This window comes from Shimia abyssi, assembly GCF_003014475.1.
Classification (GTDB): Bacteria; Pseudomonadota; Alphaproteobacteria; order Rhodobacterales; family Rhodobacteraceae; genus Shimia; species Shimia abyssi.
Genome location: NZ_PYGJ01000009.1, coordinates 59692 through 76176, shown reverse-complemented (window position 1 = coordinate 76176; position 16485 = coordinate 59692). Strand labels below are relative to the sequence as shown.

Here is a 16485-nt window from a genome sequence, read left to right as displayed (position 1 = left end):
GTAAACTAGGGTCAGTTCGCGGCCTCAGCGGTTTCCAAGAGCTGGTTTTCGCTTTCGACAGCGCGGATCAGATCTGCAACCCGGACACCGATTTCATAGCTGGCTTTTACCGATGGGTGGATCATATCCACCCCGTGATAAGACCGATCCCCATGCGGAACGAGGTCTGCGGCAGATACAAAATGCACGTCCGGCAGGATGTCGGCCAACTGCGAAACACGCGCTTCCAGCTCATCACCCTCGTCACGGCAATGTTCAATTGGCGACCACGCACCGGGGCTGCGCAGGTATCCAACATAGACCACCTTAGCGCCGGTTTTGCGCAATGTGTCCAGCATATGCGGGATCGCGCCTTTGCGCCCATCCGACGAAATCATCCGGTTCATCTTGTTGTCACAGGCCACACAGCCACAGCCCAGCCACAGATCATTGCCGCCACCGTTGACGATGATCCAATCCCAGTCACCTTTGCGATACTGGTTCGAGATTTTCATGCCCGCTGCGCCGGAAATTGGCAGTTTGTAGATGATCCGCGCGCCTCCGATGGCATTGTTGGACACTTTTTCGCCCAATTCACGGCCCACGGTGTCGGGAATGGATCTACCGGAAAAATTGTGCCACGCCATGGCACTGTCACCCATCGCCAGGATGCGGGGTTCGGCGTTGCGGCTGACCACCTGTGTTGGGGCAATTTCGTCGGAATTTGCGTTACGGGACACGGTGTTAGAGCACCCAGCCAGAACCAAGGCCACAACGGCCATCACATACATCGGAAATTTCATTCGCCTGCTCACACATTGGGGGCGTCGTCTTGCGAGACGCGGTTTACTTAACCTGATCAATGCCCCCAAAGATCCGGCGTTCTGCCTTACTATTGCCCCAATTAACCAAAAAATCCACCTTCACCTCGTAAACAGTATGTTGCCGAAAGCGGTGTTGCACCCGCGCATCGGTGGGTGTTCGCCGCCGATGCCGCCCCGACAGCCCAAAATCCTTATTTCCAAACAGGGTTTTTTGCTATATGCCGCTCCATCTGAGACGTGGTGCCCTGATCCCGGCACCCGAAACTAGGATGAAAAGGGATCGGCGGCATGGGGCCGCCATTGAAACGGAGGACCCGGGAACGCCCGGGAGTGCCTCCAGCTAGGATACGATACATGTTTGACGTAACGACAAAATCTATGCAGTGGGGCGAAGAGACCCTCACGCTGGAAACGGGCAAGATTGCCCGTCAGGCCGACGGTTGTGTGATCGCCACTTTGGGCGAAACCTCTGTCATGGCCGCAGTGACGTTCGCGAAAGCACCGAAACCCGGTTTCGACTTTTTCCCGCTGACGGTTCACTATCAAGAGAAATACTATGCAGCCGGCAAAGTGCCCGGCGGGTTTTTCAAGCGCGAAGCGCGCCCGACTGAAAAAGAAACCCTGACCGCGCGTCTGATCGACCGTCCGATCCGCCCGCTGTTTGTTCCCGGCTTCAAAAACGAAGTTCTGGTGATGTGCACCGTACTAAGCCACGATCTGGTTAACGACCCAGACATGGTTGCGATGATCGCGGCCTCTGCTGCGCTGACCATTTCGGGCGCACCGTTCATGGGCCCAATCGCGGGTGCCCGCGTTGGTTTTGAAGATGGCGAATACGTTCTGAACCCAACCGTCGACGACATGCAGGACCTGCGCAACAACCCAGACCAGCGTCTGGATCTGGTTGTGGCTGGTACCAAAGACGCCGTGATGATGGTGGAATCCGAAGCGTATGAACTGACAGAAGCAGAAATGCTGGGTGCAGTTAAATTCGCACATGAGCAGATCCAGCCGGTCATCGACCTGATCATTTCGCTGGCCGAAGACGCCGCAAAAGAGCCGTTTGACTTCCAAGCACCTGATTATTCGGAGCTGTACGAAGCCGTAAAGGCCGCTGGTGAAGATCAGATGCGCGCAGCATTCGCTATTACCGACAAGCAGGAACGCACCAGCGCGGTATCTGCCGCTCGCGACGCCATCAAGGCGGCTCTGACCGAGGAACAGCTGGAAGACGGCAACCTCAGCTCGGCGCTCAAAAAGCTCGAAGCCGGCATTCTGCGCGGCGACGTTGTAAAAACCGGTGTCCGCATCGACGGTCGTAAGACTGACGAAGTTCGCGACATCGTTAGCCAGACCGGTTTGCTGCCCCGTACACACGGATCTGCGCTGTTCACACGTGGTGAAACGCAGGGTCTGGTTGTTACGACGCTGGGTACCGGTGATGACGAACAGATCATCGACGCGCTGCACGGCAACTTCCGCTCGAACTTCCTGTTGCACTATAACTTCCCTCCCTACTCGGTTGGTGAAGCTGGTCGCGTGGGCCCTCCCGGTCGTCGCGAAGTGGGTCACGGTAAACTGGCATGGCGCGCCCTTCAGGCCGTTCTGCCCGCCGCAACCGACTTCCCTTATACCGTGCGTGTTGTATCCGAGATCACTGAATCCAACGGCTCGTCCTCGATGGCGTCGGTTTGCGGTGGCTCTTTGTCGATGATGGACGCAGGTGTTCCGCTGAAAAACGCGGTTGCCGGTGTGGCCATGGGCCTGATCCTCGAAGACAGTGGCGATTACGCGATCCTGACCGACATCCTTGGCGACGAAGATCACCTCGGCGACATGGACTTCAAAGTGGCAGGTACCGAAAACGGCATTACCTCGCTGCAGATGGACATCAAGGTTGCAGGCATCACACCTGAGATCATGGAAAAAGCACTGTCTCAGGCCAAAGACGGTCGTATGCACATTCTGGGCGAGATGAACAAAGCGCTGTCCGGCGCGGCTGACTTCTCGGTCCACGCACCGCGCATCGAAACCATGCAGGTGCCCACCGACAAGATCCGTGAAGTGATCGGTTCGGGCGGTAAAGTGATCCGTGAGATCGTTGAAGTGTCGGGCGCCAAGGTCGACATCAATGACGACGGCATCATCAAGATCGCATCGCCAAACGGTGACTCGATCCAGAAAGCCTATGACATGATCCACGCGATCGTAGCCGAGCCTGAAGTGGGCGAAGTTTACAACGGTAAGGTTGTGAAGATTGTCGATTTCGGTGCCTTCGTGAACTTCTTTGGCAAGCGCGATGGTCTGGTGCACGTTTCCCAGATCGAAAACCGCCGCCTGAACCACCCTTCGGATGTTCTGAAGGAAGGTCAGGAAGTGAAAGTCAAGCTGCTGGGCTTTGACGATCGCGGCAAGGTGCGCCTGTCGATGAAAGTTGTCGATCAGGAAACCGGCGAAGAAGTTGTTCAGGAAAAGCGCGAAAAGAAAGAGGACTGATCCTCTCTTCTCGTCTGAATTGAGAAAGCCCCGGTCATCTGGCCGGGGCTTTTTCTTTGCGTCATTGTCGGGCAAAACGCCCATTATTCATACATTGACCGTCGCGAACCAGACCGCACGACAAACACGCCCCGGCGAAACATCGCCGGGTGTTTTTCGATCCCACCCACTGCGCGCAGCGTATGATACACTGAGAGACATCATTTTGGTTGGGAGGACATTTGATGAAACGCAAAAATGCCAGTGATTTTGATCCACGCATTCTCGAACTTTATGACGGTTACGTGCATGGCAAGATGACCAAACGCGCCTTTTTGACCGGCGCTGCGCAATACACCGCCGCCGGTATCAGCGCCGCCGCCGTTTTACAAAGCCTGCAACCAAACTATGCCCTCGCCCAACAGGTCGCGCCCGATGACCCGGAAATTGAAACCATGACCGCAGAGTACCAAAGCCCGGAGGGGCATGGCACGATCAGCGGCTTGATGGCCAAACCTGCCGGTGCCACAGGCAAACTTCCGGCTGTTCTGGTGATCCACGAGAACCGCGGGCTCAACCCCTATATCGAAGACGTTGTGCGCCGCACAGCTAAGGCTGGCTATTTGGCGTTTGGTCCCGACAGTCTTTCGCCACTTGGCGGGTATCCAGGTAACGACGACGAAGGGCGCACCATGCAACGCAGCATGGATCGGGCCAAACTCATGGCCGATTTCTTTGCCGCCTTCGAATTCCTTGTTGATCACGAAGGTTCGACCGGCAAGGTCGGCGCAGTTGGCTTTTGCTACGGTGGGGGCGTCTGCAACGCATTGGCCGTGGCCTATCCCAACATGGGAGCTTCGGTGCCGTTCTACGGGCGCCAACCCTCTGCCGAAGATGTCCCCAGCATCGAGGCACCGTTGCTGATCCACTATGGCGAACTTGACGAGCGCATCAACAGCGGTTGGCCCGCCTATGAAGCGGCCCTCAAGGCCAACGGCAAAGCTTACGAAACGCATATTTACGCGGGTGCAAATCACGGGTTTCACAATGACACCACGCCACGGTTCGATAAGGATGCCGCCCAGCTTGCTTGGGACCGTACGCTGAAACACTTTGAGACACATCTGGCATGACGCAATCTGCCAGCGCTTTGGCCCGCGCGGGTGCGATCATGGCGGCCGTGTGCCTGTGCACACCGGCTCAATCAGATGATGGGCACCCGCCCATCGGGTCCGGCATCGATGATGTGCCCATATTTGACGCGCATATTCACTACAAGGAACCCGCTTGGGAGTTCTTTCCTGTCAAAAGCATCATTGAACTGATGGACGAGAGTGGTGTTGCAATGGGGCTGGTCTCATCCACGCCGGATGAGGGTACAATAATGCTTTGGGAATATGCGCCCAATCGCATCGTACCCGAACTGCGCCCCTACCATGGTGATTTTGGCTCCAGCAACTGGTCCAAAGGCGCCGGGATGAGCGATTATCTCGAAGGGCGGCTGAATGCCTATCCGCACCAAGGAATCGGTGAATTCCACATTCACCGCCTTGATAAATCCGACGCCCCCCTGTTTCGCAAGGTCATCGCAATGGCCAAAGAGCGCGACATCTATCTGCATGTCCATTCTGGCCATGAACCCATTCGGTGGCTTTATTCGCTGGATTCGGATGTGAAAATCATCTGGGCGCATGCAGGTTTGGGTGAACCGGCCAGCAATGTGTATGCGCTGATGGCGGATTACCCTGCCCTTTTGGCCGATACATCCCTGCGGGAATTTGCCATTCTGGATGGCGGTGACGATCTTGACCCGGAATGGCGACAGATCATCTTTGATTTTCAGGATCGATTGATGGTGGGCAGCGATACATGGGTGAACAGCCAATGGGCCAGCTATCAGGACATTATCGCGTCGAACCGGCGGTGGCTCGCAAAACTGCCGCGCGATGTGGCCGAAAAAATCGCTTACAAAAACGCGGAACGCGCCTTTGGCCGTGATGTATCAATGGAGCTGATTGGTAAGAGGTAGCAATCGGGCGACACGCAGTTCACGTGTCGCCCGAACCGGGTTTTACTCCGGCAATTTGGTCATGCGCAGATAGGGGAAATGCGTGGTGAATTCACCGTATTTCGCGGTGGCGTCTTCGTTGCTGACGGCAACGGGAATGACCACATCACCGCCGGGTGTCCAGTTTGCGGGTGTAGCCACGTTTTCCTTGGCCGTGGTCTGCAATCCGTCCAGCGCGCGCAGGATTTCCGCAAAGTTCCGACCGACCGTCATGGGATAGGTCATCGACAACTTCAGCTGCTTGTCCGGGCCAATGATAAAGACCGAGCGCACTGTGGCGCTGTCTGCTGGTGTGCGACCGTCGGGCAGATACGCCTCGGCGGGCAACATGTCGAACGCCTTGGACACGGCCAAGCCATCGTCAGCAATGATCGGGAAACCGGCAGGCGCGCCGCCAAAGGATTCGATGTCTTTTTTCCAACCCTTGTGATCTTCGACACCATCCACGGAAACGCCCATGACCTTGGTGTTACGCGCGGCCCATTCGTCGGCCAGCTGCGCAACCGCGCCAAATTCGGTCGTACAGACCGGCGTGAAATCCTTGGGGTGGCTAAACAAGATCGCCCAGCTGTCACCAATCCAATCGTGGAATGTGATTGTGCCCTGATCGGTTTCGGCGGTGAAATTCGGGACGGTATCGTTGATTCTCAGACCCATTGGTGTCTCCCTTTCGTGGTTCCAAAAAACAGGTTGCCTATGACATAAGCGCAATTGGGTGTTTGCACAGGCCACCTGCGAAATAAACTGCTGACGAGGTTTGTCTCAGTAACGACGGAGCAAGACTACTCTTCTCACCGACAGTTTCCACCCCCAAATCGCGCGACGTCAATGACGCGATTTTGCCCACCTGCAATCGCACCACTTGAAGACTCAAAAGCCCGCTGACAGAGTGATTCCAACGTGTAGGGAGAACATTATGATCGAGAAACGCCAATTCTATATCAACGGCCAGTGGGTAAACCCCGCAGCCGCCAATGATTTAGACGTTATTGACCCGGCAACAGAGGAGGTTTGCGCCGTTATTTCGCTCGGTGATCAGGCCGACACGGACGCCGCTGTTGCCGCCGCCCGCGCCGCATTTGACGGCTGGGCAGAGACCCCGCTGGCAGAGCGCGTCGCGCTGCTTCGCAAACTTGGCGAGGTATACAACACACGCCGCGACGACATGGCCGAGGCAATCCGCATGGAAATGGGCGCGCCGATTGATCTGGCGCGCAACGGCCAATGGGGTTCCGGCGAATGGCACCTGGCAGGTTTTCTTGAGGCGCTTGAGAATTTTGAGTTTGAAGTCGAAATGGGTGCTGATCGCATCCGCAAGGAACCAATTGGTGTTTGCGCGCTAATCACACCATGGAACTGGCCGATGAATCAGGTGGTGCTCAAAGCAATTCCCGCGATGGCGGTTGGCTGCACCATGGTTCTGAAACCTTCTGAAATCGCGCCGCTTTCTTCGATTGTTTTTGCCGAAATCGTTGACGAGGCCGGTTTTCCTCCGGGTGTGTTCAACCTTGTGAACGGCGATGGCGTAGGGGTCGGCTCACAGCTTTCGTCGCATCCTGATGTCGACATGGTTAGCTTTACCGGTTCGACCCGCGCGGGCATTGCGATTTCCAAAGCCGCTGCGGATACGCTCAAACGCGTCAGCCTCGAACTGGGGGGCAAGGGCGCCAACGTGATCTTTGCCGACGCCGATGAAAAGGCTGTGAAACGCGGTGTGATCCATTGCATGAACAATTCTGGCCAGTCGTGTAACGCACCGACCCGCATGATGGTTGAGCGCTCTGCCTATCCCAAGGCACTCGAAATCGCCAAGGCCGCCGCCGAGGCAACCCAAGTTGGCCCCACCACACAAAGCGGACGCCATATTGGCCCAGTTGTGTCCGAGGTACAATTCAACAAGATTCAGGGCCTGATCGAAACAGGGATCAAAGAGGGTGCAACTGTTTTGGCCGGTGGCCTTGGCCGCCCCGAGGGCATGAACAAAGGGTACTTTGTGCGCCCAACCGTCTTTGCCGACGTCACGCCCGACATGACGATCTATCGCGAAGAAATCTTTGGCCCGGTTCTGTCGATCACCCCGTTTGACACCGAAGAACAAGCCGTCGAAATGGCCAATGACACGGTTTATGGCCTTACCAACTATGTACAGACGCAGGACGATGAAAAACGCCTGCGGATGGCGCGCAAGGTGCGTTCAGGTATGGTTGAAACCAACGGTATCGGCCGCATTCAGGGATCACCCTTTGGCGGTTACAAACAGTCTGGCAACGGGCGCGAAGGCGGCGAATGGGGGCTCGAAGAGTTCTGCGAAACCAAGGCGATTTCGGGCGTTCCCATGGGCTGATGCCCCCTAGATAGAAACGCGCTAAGGCATACCGGGATGTCGCAATCCCGGTATTTCCCGGCCTTCTGTTTGGACATATATGTGTGTCATTTCTGGCCCTATATCCAAACCTACAAAACGAGCGAGGATACGGCGTAAGGCAACCTCCCGTTCACGGGTGCACGCCACTATTCCCACACCGCCCCCAGTCCGAGGAGTTTACGCGTCATGGATGGCACCCTGAACGAGAACGACCTGAGCCGCGTCGTCAGCGCTGACAAAGCCCATGTCTGGCACCATCTGGTCCAGCACAAACCCTTTGAAACCGGTGATCCACGCATCATCATCGAAGGCAAGGGGATGCGTGTCTGGGACCAGAACGGCAAGGAATATATTGATGCCGTATCCGGCGCGGTCTGGACTGTCAATGTCGGCTATGGCCGCGAACGTATAGCCAATGCTGTGCGCGATCAGATCATGAAAATGTGCTACTTTGCGCAGGCTGCCGGCTCGATCCCTGCCGCACTTTTTGCTGAAAAGCTGATCGAAAAAATGCCCGGCATGTCCCGCGTCTACTACACCAATTCCGGGTCCGAAGCGAACGAGAAGGCGTTCAAAATGGTGCGCCAGATCGCGCACAAGAAATACGGTGGCAAAAAGACCAAGATCCTGTACCGTGAACGTGATTACCACGGTTCAACACTCGCCACAATGTCCGCCGGTGGGCAGGATGAGCGCAACATGCAATACGGCCCCTTTGCGCCTGATTTTGTGCGGGTCCCTCATTGCATGGAATACCGCAAACACGAGCTTGGTCTCGACCATCTCTCGGGCCGCGAATTCGGCATTGCTGCTGCCAACCAGATTGAAGAGATCATCCTGCGCGAAGGCCCCGAAACTGTTGGTGCGTTATGCCTGGAACCGGTCACCGCAGGTGGTGGCGTAATCGAGGCCCCCGAAGGGTATTGGGACCGCGTTCAGGAAATCTGCAAGCAGTACGACATCCTGCTTCACATCGACGAAGTGGTCTGTGGCGTCGGGCGCACCGGGACGGAATGGTTCGGCTATCAACACTATGGCATCAAGCCTGACTTTGTGACGATGGCCAAGGGCGTCGCCTCTGGGTATGCCGCCATCGCCTGTATGGTCACCACCGAAGAGGTGTTTGAGCTGTTCAAATCCAACCCATCGGACAAGCTCGACCATTTCCGCGATATCTCCACCTTTGGGGGGTGTACCGCTGGTCCAGCAGCCGCGCTGGAAAACATGGCCATCATCGAAGAAGAGGGCCTGCTCGAAAACTGCACCGCCATGGGCGCACGCATGAAGGGGAACCTGAATGCGTTGATGGAGAAACATGACATCATCGGCGATGTGCGGGGAAAAGGCCTGTTCCTTGGAATTGAACTGGTCAAAGACCGCACGACAAAGGAACCCGTTGACGAGAAACACGTTATGGCCGTTGTCGCAGAATGTGGAGCGCTGGGTGTTATCATCGGCGCGGCAAACCGGTCTATTCCGGGTCGTAACAATGTTCTGGCCTTCTCGCCCGCATTGATCGCCACGGCTGACGATATCGACGCCATCACCGACGCTGTCGATCAGGCGCTAACCAAAGTGTTTGGTTAACCCCCATCCACCTTTCCCGGTTGGCGTTCCCACGCCAGCCCGCGTCGTCCGGCCCCTCTGCGGGGGCGGACGGCGCGTCCTTCCAAAGGAAAACACCATGTGGCCAGCGCCCACCGAATTCTCCGGCACACATGTCCACCTGGAACCGCTTTCGCAAACACATGCGGCAGATCTGGCCGAGGCCAGCGCCGACGGCAACCTACACGAACTCTGGTACACATCCGTACCTGCCCCAGCCGACGTATCAGCCGAAATCGATCGACGATGCGGCTTGCAGGCACTTGAAACCATGCTGCCTTTTGCCATTCTGGACGCAAATCGCCGACCCGTGGGCATGACCACTTATATGAACATCGATGCCGCCAACCGTCGTCTGGAAATCGGTTCGACATGGCACCGCAAATCGGTTCAACGCGGCCCAATCAATACGGAATGCAAATTTCTTTTGCTGCGCCACGCGTTTGAGTCGCTCGACTGCATCGCAGTCGAATTTCGCACCCATTTTATGAATCAACAGTCGCGGCGCGCCATCGAACGGCTTGGGGCCAAGCTCGACGGCATCCTGCGGTCTCATACGATTATGCCCAACGGTTCTTTGCGCGACACCGCCGTTTATTCGATCCTTGCGCACGAATGGCCCGCCGTACGCGCGGGATTGGAACTCAAAATGAAGTCCTATACCTAAACATTACAGTCCAGATTGCACCTTACTTAAGTCCAGTATACGCTCGCCCTTATGGCGATTTCAGTCGAAACTTTCTTTTTGTCTCCCGAGTCCCAAGGCACCCTGCAGGCTCAAATCCAGCAGATGATCGCTGAAGGGATCCTCTCGGGGCGCTTTCGTAAAGGTGAAAAACTCCCCTCCAGCCGACGTCTCGCCGCACATCTCGGCGTCAGCCGGATCACTGTAACGCTGGCCTATACCGAACTTTTGGCGAATGACTACCTCACCTCGCGCGGACGCTCGGGATATTTCGTGTCCGACAATGCCCCCGTCCCACCCGATTTCACACCGCCCGAAAAGGGCGAAGAAACCGTCGACTGGTCGCGCGCCATCGGGCGTCGGTTTACGGGCGGCAACACGCTGGAAAAACCCCACGATTGGGCCAGCTATCGCTATCCGTTTGTCTATGGGCAGACCGACCCAGCGCTTTTTGATCATTCAAACTGGCGCCTTTGCGCACTTCAGGCGCTTGGGCAAAAGGACTTCACGGCCCTCACCGCTGATTACTTTGATCAGGACGATCCTCGCCTTGTCGAGTTCATCGCCCGCAACACTCTGCCAAGGCGTGGCATTATCGCCCGCCCCGAGGAAATATTGATAACACTGGGCGCACAAAACGCGCTCTGGATCGCGGCCCAGATCCTCTTGACCCAACGGCGCGTCGCGGCCATTGAGAACCCCTGCTACTACGCCTTGCGTGATATTTTGAACCAATCCCGGTGCCACGTGGCCCCTGTGGATGTTGACAAAAATGGAATGCGGCCAGGGCAAATCCCCGGCGAGGCCGACGTTATTTTTGCAACGCCCAGCCATCAATGCCCGACAACTGCGACCATGCCCATGGCACGCCGTAAGGCGCTCTTGAAACGGGCGCGCGCCATTGATGCCCTGATCGTCGAGGATGATTATGAGTTTGAAATGTCCTTCCTCGACGCCCCCACTCCGGCGCTCAAATCGCTGGATACGGATGGCCGTGTGATATATGTCGGCAGCTTTTCCAAATCGCTTTTTCCCGGTTTACGCCTTGGCTATCTCGTCGGTTCCGAGAGCTTTATCCGCGAAGCCCGCGCCCTGCGCGCCAGCGTCCTGCGCCACCCTCCGGGTCATATCCAGCGCACTGCAGCCTATTTCCTGTCGCTCGGCCACTACGACGCCCTGATCCGCCGCATTCGCAAGGCACTCAGCGAACGCCGCGCCGTCATGCAAACGGCGATTGATGAAAACGGCCTACGCGTCGCGGGGACCGGCGTTTTTGGCGGTTCTTCTTTCTGGATGCAGGCCCCGGACCAATTCGACACCGTCGAAACCGCCAAACACCTCCAATCTCAGGGCGTGTTGATCGAACCTGGTCACCAATTTTTTCAAGGCCCAGACCGCCCAACTCATTTTTATCGTCTTGGTTATTCTTCGATTGCCGCCAGTCGAATTGGCGATGGTATTGCCAAAATTGCGCAAGCTTTCGACGGTAATTGAGTCTGGCCTTATCCGGTTTGCATAACTGGCCCTAACGGCAATTCGTCCCCACCCGTAATTTCGTCGCAAAACGCCTTCGGGCGCATCAGGAGTGATTCACATGAAAATGACAACCGAAGAGGCGTTCGTAAAAACGCTGCAACTGCACGGCATCGAACATGCGTTCGGCATTATCGGGTCGGCCTTTATGCCGATTTCCGACATTTTCCCCAAGGCAGGCATCTCGTTCTGGGATTGCGCCCACGAAGGATCGGGCGGCATGATGGCCGACGGGTACACCCGTGCGACCGGCAAAATGTCGATGATGATCGCTCAGAACGGCCCCGGCATCACAAACTTTGTGACCGCTGTGAAAACTGCTTACTGGAACCACACGCCGCTCTTGCTGGTGACACCTCAGGCCGCGAACAAAACCATGGGTCAGGGCGGCTTCCAGGAAATGGAACAAATGAACGCCTTTGCTGATTGCGTTTGCTATCAGGAAGAGGTGCGCGACCCATCCCGCGTTGCCGAGGTGCTCAACCGGGTCATTATGCAGGCCAAGCGCAACTCAGCACCGGCCCAGATCAACCTGCCACGTGACTACTTTACTCAGGTTGTCGACATCGAATTGCCATCTATCGTTGGGTTTGAGCGCCCAGGTGGTGGCGAAGAGGCCCTGGACGCAGCGGCCGAACTGCTGTCCAACGCCCGCTTCCCCGTGATCCTGAACGGTGCAGGTGTGGTTATTGGCGGCGCGATCCCAGCCTCCATGGCTCTGGCCGAGCGTCTTTCAGCGCCAGTCTGCTGTGGCTATCAGCACAACGACGCCTTCCCCGGCTCTCACCAGCTTTTTGCTGGCCCACTGGGCTATAACGGCTCCAAGGCCGGGATGGAGCTCATTTCCAAGGCTGACGTGGTTCTGGCTCTCGGCACCCGCCTGAACCCGTTCTCCACTCTGCCCGGCTATGGCATGGATTACTGGCCCAAGGACGCCAAGATTATTCAGGTCGACATCAACCCTGACCGCATTGGCCTGACCAAGAAGGTCACGGTTGGCATCGTTGGCGACGCCAAGAAAGTCGCCACATCGATTCTCGACAAGCTCTCCGGCACCGCGGGTGACGAGGATCGCGACGCGCGTCTAAACCTGATCTCGACGACAAAATCGGCATGGGCACAGCAGCTTTCTTCGATGGATCACGAAGACGACGATCCCGGCACCACATGGAACGAACGCGCCCGCGGCGCGAAGCCTGATTGGATGAGCCCCCGTATGGCTTGGCGCGCTATCCAATCCGCTCTCCCGCGCGAGGCGATCATATCATCCGACATCGGCAATAACTGCGCGATCGGCAACGCCTATCCAACCTTTGAAGAGGGCCGTAAATATCTGGCACCCGGCCTGTTCGGCCCTTGTGGCTATGGCTTGCCGTCGGTTGTTGGCGCAAAAATCGGTTGCCCCGATACCCCGGTTGTCGGCTTTTCCGGCGATGGCGCCTTTGGTATCGCAGTGACCGAACTCACCGCGATTGGGCGCAAGGAATGGCCTGCGATCACGCAGATCGTGTTCCGCAACTACCAGTGGGGCGCCGAGAAGCGTAACTCGACGCTTTGGTATGAAGACAACTTTGTTGGTACGGAACTGGACACCCAAGTGTCCTATGCCGGCATCGCAAACGCATGTGGCCTTAAGGGTGTGGTTGCAAACACCATGGACGAGCTGACCGCCGCCCTGAACCAGGCTATCGAAGATCAGAAGAACGGTATCACCACTCTGATCGAAGCGATGATCAACCAGGAACTGGGCGAGCCCTTCCGCCGCGACGCCATGAAAAAACCCGTTGAGGTCGCCGGGATCGACCCTGCGGATATGCGTCAGCAGCAGGTAGGCTGATCAAGTGAAGCCGCTTCGTCAAATCCTTGGCGCTGCCAGCGGCTCAGATAAAATCATCGCCCTTTCCGAGGGCGATGATCCCCGTGTGGTCGAGGCTGCACTCTTAGCCCGCACCGAAAACGTCGCCAAGATCCTGTTGGTTGGCGACACTGCCACAATCACCGCGCACCTAAAGGATCACGGGCTGACACCCAAAGATGTCTCGGGCGGCATCGACATTCATGACCCCGCGCGCGACCCGCTGACAGCAGAACTAAGTGTAGCCCTGCTCGCGCGTCGCGCGCACAAAGGCATGACACCGGACATGGCGCGCCATCAGATCCAGAACCGACTGACATTTGCAGCTATGTTGGTGCAACAGGGGTATGCCGATGGCACTGTGGGCGGGGCCGTTGAAACCACGTCAGACACCGTGCGAACCGCGCTCCAGATCATCGGCAAAGCGCACGGCTGCGATCTCGTCTCCAGCTTCTTCCTCATGCTCTACTGCGCCGAACATCATACCGTCAAAGGCGCGCATATATTTGCGGATTGCGGATTGGTTGTTGACCCCGACGCAACGGAAATGGCTGAAATCGCGCGCGCCTCTGCGGCGTCTTATCAGGCGCTGATTGGCGAAGCTGCACGAGTGGCGATGCTGTCGTTCTCTACAGCTGGCAGTGCTGAACACCCCAAAGTGTCCAAAGTCGTGCAAGCCACGCAAATGGTTCGGGCCGCAGACCCCGATATGATCATCGACGGCGAAATTCAATTCGACGCTGCCTTTGTCCCCGAAGTTGCCGCATCCAAGGCCAGCAGTTCTGAACTTCGGGGTGCGGCCAATGTCTTTGTGTTTCCCAGCCTGAATGCTGGCAATCTAGGTTACAAGATCGCCCAGCGAATTGGTGGCGCAACCGCAATTGGCCCTGTTCTACAGGGACTTGCGAAGCCCGCGAACGATTTGTCGCGCGGATGCAATGCCGAAGACATTCTGCACATGATTGCCGTCACCGTCGCGCAATCGAACGCGCAATCACACGTCAAATCCGCATGACGTACTACAAGCACAACTCCGTACCGCCTTCACCCGAGGGCGAGTGTCACCACCGTTGCCGCCACGATGTCGTCTACAGTCGCACCGCGGCTGAGGTCACAAACTGGCTTGCGAAACCCCTGCAAGATCGGGCCCAGCGCCTGAGCGCCACCCAATGCAACGGCCAGCTTGTACGCTATATTGCCCGCATCGAGCGACGGAAAGATCAGCACGTTAGCATCACCGCCCCCGGCGCCTTTTCGCGCTGCAATCTCTGGCATGAGGGCTGCATCCCCCTGAACTGGCCCCAGAAACCCCGTGCGCTCAGCAACTTGACGGACCAGCTCGACACTGTCGCCAGCACCAGAGTTCATCGTGGAGAACGACAACAGCGCAACGCGCGCCTCACCCAACAGCGCTTCGCCGGTGGCTTGCGAACTGCGCGCAATCGACGTCAGCGCGTCGGCATCAGGCGCGACATTCACTGCGCAATCGGAAAAGATCAACGCGCGACCATCCGGGAACAGCATCAGAAAGAACGAGGACGGCACGTTGACATCATCTGTCAGGCCAATCGCCATGGACGCCGCCTCGATCACACGACGCGACGGTGCCACTGCTCCGGCAACCATTGCATCAGCTTCACCAGCGGCCACCATGGCCGCAGCGCGATAAAGTGGCTTGGACACAAGTCTGCTTGCTATTTTTGGAGCCATACCTCGGGCGTCGACCAACGCTTGCGCATACCTTTCAGTGTCATCGCCCAACCCTACCGGTTGACAGATCCCATCATCGGCAAGGCGGCCCATTGCCTGTGCAATCCGCGGCTCCTCGAACTCGGGGAAAACCACGCGGGCATTCTTGGCAGCAACCTTGTTAGACAAAACTTCCGTAAAATGCATGTATACCTCCGTATACGCAACAGGAGCCATCCGTGACCGAAAACGTCAAGATCAACCGCGGCCTTAAGGGCATTTATTTCGAACGTTCCGGCGTCAGCCACATTGACGGAACCAAGGGCGAACTCAGCTATCGTGGATATTCCATCCATGATCTGGCGGCAAATGCCACCTTTGAAGAGGTCTGTTACCTGCTGATTCACGGGGAGTTGCCAAACACCGAACAGCTCTCAGAATTCGACGCGGCTCTCAAAGCTGCTCGAACCTTGCCGCCTCAAATCCATGACATCATCCGCGCAACCGTGGACGGGCACCCGATGGACGTACTGCGCACCGCTGTCTCTGCGCTCGCCGCACTGGAACCGGCAAGTCAGGAAACTGGCGAAGAGGCGTTTATCGCCAATGGCATTCGCCTGACCAGCCAAGTGCCGATGATCATTGCAGCACATGAAAACATCCGCAATGGCCGCGCGCCGATCGCCGCTGACCCGAACCTCAGCCATGCCGCTAACTGGCTCTGGATGCTCAAAGGAGAAAAGCCCTCTGAGGACGCGGCGCGGCTTGCTGATGTCGACTTTATCCTGCACGCCGAACACGGCGCCAACGCGTCCTCCTTTGCCGCGCGCGTCACCATCGGCACTGAGGCTAACCTGCACGGCGCCATTGTCACCGCCCTGTCCACCCTTGCTGGCCCCGCGCATGGCGGTGCCGCCGAGGACGTGATGAAAATGGTGCACGAGATCGGCACCCCTGACAAAGCCGCCGATTATGTCAAAGCCAAACGCAAAAACCGCGAGGCCGTCACCGGCTTTGGTCACCGTGTTTATCGCGCCGAAGATCCCCGCGCGCGCCACATGCGCGGTGGCGTCAAAAAGCTGGGCGACGAAATGGGCGCGCCGGAATGGTACGAAATCCTGCAAGCCGTTGTGGATGCGATGAAGCCCTATGCGCGCCACGGTCTGAACGTGAACGTCGATTTCTATTCCGGCGTTATTTACCAGCTGCACGGTATCCCCATGGACCTGTATGTGCCGATTTTCGCCATCGGCCGTATGCCCGGCTGGATCGTGCAATGCGTCGAACAGCAGCGCGGCAATATCCTGATCCGTCCACTCACTCTTTATAACGGGCCGGAGCAGCGCGATTGGATTGACATGCAAGATAGGTAACTGGAACTAATTTTATGTAAGCGCTTACATTGAC

General features: G+C 57.1%; 13 protein-coding genes. 10 read left to right on the top strand and 3 right to left on the bottom strand.

The window, feature by feature from the left end:
- Positions 1 to 11: 11 nt before the first annotated feature.
- Positions 12 to 782, bottom strand: a complete 771-nt coding sequence (locus CLV88_RS14115) for an SGNH/GDSL hydrolase family protein (protein WP_165798900.1) — start codon at positions 780 to 782, stop codon at positions 12 to 14.
- A 375-nt stretch (positions 783 to 1157) separates the two neighbouring features.
- Here CLV88_RS14115 and pnp point away from each other — a divergent pair, with 375 nt between their 5' ends.
- From pnp to CLV88_RS14100, 3 genes are all read left to right on the top strand, one after another.
- Positions 1158 to 3299, top strand: coding sequence for a polyribonucleotide nucleotidyltransferase (pnp, locus tag CLV88_RS14110; RefSeq protein WP_106609057.1), 2142 nt, complete (start codon positions 1158 to 1160; stop codon positions 3297 to 3299).
- A 224-nt stretch (positions 3300 to 3523) separates the two neighbouring features.
- The gene (yghX, locus tag CLV88_RS14105; protein ID WP_207797068.1) at positions 3524 to 4411 is read left to right on the top strand and encodes a YghX family hydrolase; all 888 of its coding nucleotides are present in this window, start codon (positions 3524 to 3526) and stop codon (positions 4409 to 4411) included.
- Positions 4408 to 5307 (top strand): amidohydrolase family protein, encoded by a 900-nt coding sequence (locus CLV88_RS14100; RefSeq protein WP_243403668.1) that lies wholly within the window; start codon positions 4408 to 4410, stop codon positions 5305 to 5307. The genes yghX and CLV88_RS14100 overlap by 4 nt, the downstream gene beginning before the upstream one ends.
- A 42-nt stretch (positions 5308 to 5349) precedes the next feature.
- Here CLV88_RS14100 and CLV88_RS14095 read toward each other — a convergent pair whose 3' ends face one another.
- A complete protein-coding gene (locus tag CLV88_RS14095; RefSeq protein ID WP_106609055.1) occupies positions 5350 to 6003 on the bottom strand; it encodes a peroxiredoxin in 654 nt (217 codons plus the stop codon).
- A 259-nt stretch (positions 6004 to 6262) separates the two neighbouring features.
- On the opposite strand from CLV88_RS14095, the gene CLV88_RS14090 reads away from it, so the two are divergent.
- The 6 genes from CLV88_RS14090 to pta all read left to right on the top strand — a co-directional run bounded on the left by CLV88_RS14090 (position 6263) and on the right by pta (position 14404).
- Positions 6263 to 7690 carry an aldehyde dehydrogenase family protein gene (locus CLV88_RS14090; protein ID WP_106609054.1) on the top strand — a complete coding sequence of 476 codons (1428 nt, stop codon included), beginning with the start codon at positions 6263 to 6265 and terminating at the stop codon, positions 7688 to 7690.
- 207 nt (positions 7691 to 7897) lie between these two features.
- The gene (locus CLV88_RS14085; protein ID WP_106609053.1) at positions 7898 to 9298 is read left to right on the top strand and encodes an aminotransferase family protein; all 1401 of its coding nucleotides are present in this window, start codon (positions 7898 to 7900) and stop codon (positions 9296 to 9298) included.
- Positions 9299 to 9395: 97 nt separating this feature from the next.
- On the top strand, positions 9396 to 9983 hold the full coding sequence (locus tag CLV88_RS14080; RefSeq protein WP_106609052.1) for a GNAT family N-acetyltransferase: 588 nt from the start codon (positions 9396 to 9398) through the stop codon (positions 9981 to 9983).
- Positions 9984 to 10034: 51 nt separating this feature from the next.
- Positions 10035 to 11495, top strand: a complete 1461-nt coding sequence (gene pdxR / locus CLV88_RS14075) for a MocR-like pyridoxine biosynthesis transcription factor PdxR (RefSeq protein ID WP_106609051.1) — start codon at positions 10035 to 10037, stop codon at positions 11493 to 11495.
- 100 nt (positions 11496 to 11595) lie between these two features.
- Complete coding sequence (gene xsc / locus CLV88_RS14070; protein WP_106609050.1) at positions 11596 to 13371, top strand: sulfoacetaldehyde acetyltransferase; 1776 nt, start codon at positions 11596 to 11598, stop codon at positions 13369 to 13371.
- A gap of 4 nt (positions 13372 to 13375) precedes the next feature.
- Positions 13376 to 14404 carry a phosphate acetyltransferase gene (pta, locus tag CLV88_RS14065; RefSeq protein ID WP_106609049.1) on the top strand — a complete coding sequence of 343 codons (1029 nt, stop codon included), beginning with the start codon at positions 13376 to 13378 and terminating at the stop codon, positions 14402 to 14404.
- Between the two features lie 29 nt (positions 14405 to 14433).
- Here the strand turns inward: pta and CLV88_RS14060 are convergent, their stop codons facing one another.
- Complete coding sequence (locus tag CLV88_RS14060) at positions 14434 to 15285, bottom strand: phosphate acyltransferase (protein ID WP_106609048.1); 852 nt, start codon at positions 15283 to 15285, stop codon at positions 14434 to 14436.
- A 32-nt stretch (positions 15286 to 15317) separates the two neighbouring features.
- On the opposite strand from CLV88_RS14060, the gene CLV88_RS14055 reads away from it, so the two are divergent.
- Complete coding sequence (locus tag CLV88_RS14055; protein WP_106609047.1) at positions 15318 to 16451, top strand: citrate/2-methylcitrate synthase; 1134 nt, start codon at positions 15318 to 15320, stop codon at positions 16449 to 16451.
- Positions 16452 to 16485: the final 34 nt, after the last annotated feature.